1 protein-coding gene is annotated in these 3,378 nt (G+C 71.6%); it reads left to right on the forward strand.

Going from position 1 to position 3,378, the window contains the following annotated elements; all coding sequences use genetic code 11:
- Positions 1 to 209 precede the first annotated feature (209 nt).
- A partial coding sequence (locus D588_RS0114570) for a lamin tail domain-containing protein (RefSeq protein WP_043085105.1) occupies positions 210 to 3,378 on the forward strand: 3,169 nt, incomplete at its 3' end.

The following is a 3,378-nucleotide window of genomic DNA, read 5'->3' on the forward strand; positions in this document are numbered from 1 at the left end:
TGGATGCCGGCTTCGAGCGGGCGCTGGTTCTGTTCGACGGGCATGGGCGGCGTGGGCGTTCCGGGCCGGCAAGGGTACCGCAGCGACGAATGTCACACATTCGTCAGCACCGGCTGACAAACTCCGGCACAATCGTCGGCGGCGCCTGGGGGGTGCCGTCAAGTCATATGCGTTAGTCCACGTCTTCAAGGATTGGGGAGATCTTGTTCATGCGAACCATGCTGCTTCGAGCTGCAGTGTTGTCGTGCGCGCTGGGTGGTGCCGGGTACGCCCAGGCCCAGGTGGTCATCAGCCAGGTCTATGGCGGTGGCGGCAACAGCGGCGCCACCTACAAAAGCGATTTCGTCGAATTGCACAACAACGGCAGCGAGGCGGTGAGCCTGGCCGGCTGGTCGGTGCAGTACGCCTCGGCCGCCGGCAGCAGCTGGCAGGTCACCACGCTCAGCGGCAGCATCGCGCCGGGCGGCTACTACCTGGTCAAACAGGCCGACGGCAGCGGCGGCAGCACCGCGCTGCCCACGCCCGACGCCACCGGCACCATCGCCATGAGCGGCAGCGCCGGCAAGATCGCGCTGAGCAAGAGCAGCGCCGCGCTGAGCGGCGCCTGCCCGGCCGGCAACGCCGACTTCGTCGGCTACGGCAGCAGCGCCAGCTGCGCCGAGGGCAGCGCCCCGACCGCCGCGCCCAGCAACACCCTGGCGGTGCTGCGCGGCAACGGCGGCTGCACCGACAGCGACAACAACAACGCCGACTTCGCCACCGGCGCGCCGACCCCGCGCAACAGCGCCGCGCCGGTCAGCCTGTGCGGCGGCGGCAACCAGCCGGTGGCCAGCGTGGCCAACGTCAGCCGCGCCGAAGGCGACAGCGGCAGCAGCGCATTCGTGTTCACGGTGACGCTGAGCCAGCCGGCCGGCAGCGCCGGCGTGAGCTTCACCGTCGCCACCCGCGACGGCACCGCCACTGCCGGCAGCGACTACCAGGCACTGGCCGCGACCCAGGTGACCATCCCGGCCGGCGAAAGCAGCGCCGAGGTGCGCGTGCTGGTCAACGGCGACACCAACAACGAGCCCGACGAGACCTTCTACCTCGACATCACCGGCGTCAGCGGTGCACTGCCGTCCACGCTGACCGCCAGCGGAGTGATCCTCAACGACGACTTCAACCTGGTGCCGATCCACAGCATCCAGGGTAGCGGCGCGCGCTCGCCGCTGGTCGGCCAGGTGGTCGCCACCAGCGGCATCGTCACCGCGCGGCGCAGCGCCGGCTTCTTCCTGCAGACGCCCGACGCCCAGGCCGACGCCGACCCGCTCACCTCCGAGGGCATCTACGTCTACACCGGCAGTGCGCCGCCGGCCGAGGCCGCGGTGGGCAATTCGGTGCGGGTGCAGGCCACGGTGGTCGAATACGTGCCCAGCACCGACCCCAGCCAGCCGCCGCTGACCGAACTGACCTCGCCGACGGTGCTGCTGCAGTCCACCGGCAATCCGCTGCCGGCCGCGGTCGAGCTGACCACCCGCTTCCCCGACCCGAACGGCGCCTACGACCAGCTCGAGCGCCTGGAAGGCATGCGCGTCACCGTGCCCAGCCTGACCGTCAACACGCCGACCCTGGGCAACGTCAACGAGACCAACGCCAGCGCCACCAGCAATGGCGTGTTCCATGCCGTGGTCACCGGCCTGCCGCGCGCCTGGCGCACCGCCGGCGTGCAGCAGCCCGACGCGCTGCCGGCCGGCTCGCCGGCCGATGTGCCGCGCTGGAACACCAGCCCGCAGGTGATCGCGGTCGGCAGCGCCGGCCTCGGCGGCCAGCGCATCGACGTGGCCGCCGGCTGCACCGTGCTCGGCGTCAGCGGCCCGCTGGACTACAGCTTCCGCCGCTACACCATTTACCCGGAAACCGCGCCCACCGTGCAGTGCGACGGCGCCGACCAGCCCAAGCCGGCCCCCGCGCCGCAGGCCGACGACGTCAACATCGCCACCTACAACATGGAGCGCTTCTTCGACGACCAGAACGATCCGGCGATCGGCGAACCGGTGCTGACCGCGGCCGCCTACCAGGCCCGCCTCAACAAGGCCTCGCTGGCGATCCGCAACTACCTCAACACCCCCGACATCCTCGGCACGGTGGAGATCGAGAACCTGAGCGTGCTGCAGACCCTGGCCGACCGGGTCAACCGCGACGCGGTGGCCGCCGGCCAGCCCGATCCGCAGTACGTGGCCTACCTGCAGGAAGGCAACGACGTGGGCGGCATCGACGTCGGCTTCCTGGTCAAGACCGCGCAGATCGGCGCCGGCATCGCCCGCGTCGAGGTGGTCTCGGTGAGCCAGGAAGGCAAGGCCGCCACCTGGACCGAGCCGAGCGGCACCGTCAGCCTGCTCAACGACCGACCGCCGCTGCTGCTGAAGGCGGTGGTGCATTTCGCCGACGGCCGTGCGCTGCCGCTGACCGTGGTCGAGGTGCACCAGCGTTCGCTCAACGGCGCCGAGACCGACGACGCCAGCGGCCAGCGCATCCGCGCCAAGCGCCAGGCGCAGGCGGTGTTCCTGGCCAACCTGCTGCAGGCGCGTCAGGCCGCCGATCCGACCGAGCAGTTGCTGGTGATGGGCGACTTCAACGCCTTCGAGTTCAACGACGGCTACGTCGATGCCATGGGCACCATCACCGGCCTGCCGGCGCCCGACGCGCAGACCGTGGTCGGCGGCGACGGCGCCACCCTGGTCGATCCGGCGCTGTACAACCTGACCCTGCTGTCGACGCCCGACCAGAGCTATTCCTACGCCTACGACGGCAACGTGCAATCGCTGGACCACATCCTGGCCAACCGCGCGCTGATGCGCTCGGCGCAGATCGCCGGTCTCAGCGAAGCCCATGCGCGGCTCAACGCCGACTTCCCGGCCGTGGCCCGCAACGACGCCAACTCGCCGGCGCGGCTGTCCGACCACGACCCGGCGGTGGTGCTGATCAAGCTCAAGCCGCTGGAGCGCGCCGACCTGAGCCTGCGCGTGAGCGCCGCCAACGCGTCGGTCTATGCCGGCGACACCATCCGCTACAGCGTGGAACTGGCCAACGCCGGTCCGGACGCGGCGCGCGCGGCGGCAGTCGCCTTCGCCCTGGACGCGGCGGTGGCCCCGAGCGTGACCGCCGCCCCGGGGTGGGACTGCGCCGCGCCGGAGGTGGCTGCGCAGACCGTGGTCACCTGCAGCACCGCGCAGTTCGCCGCCGGCACCACGCCGCGCTTCGAGGTGGCGGTGCCGGCCGGCACCGCCCTGGTCGGGCGCAGCCTGAGCCTGGCCGCATCGGTGGCCTCGCAGACCGAGGACCCCAACCCCGGCGACAACGGCGGCGGCGCCACGGTGGCGGTGCAGGCGCGTCCGGCCG

This window comes from Xanthomonas sp. SHU 308, assembly GCF_000364645.1.
GTDB lineage: Bacteria > Pseudomonadota > Gammaproteobacteria > Xanthomonadales > Xanthomonadaceae > Xanthomonas_A > Xanthomonas_A sontii.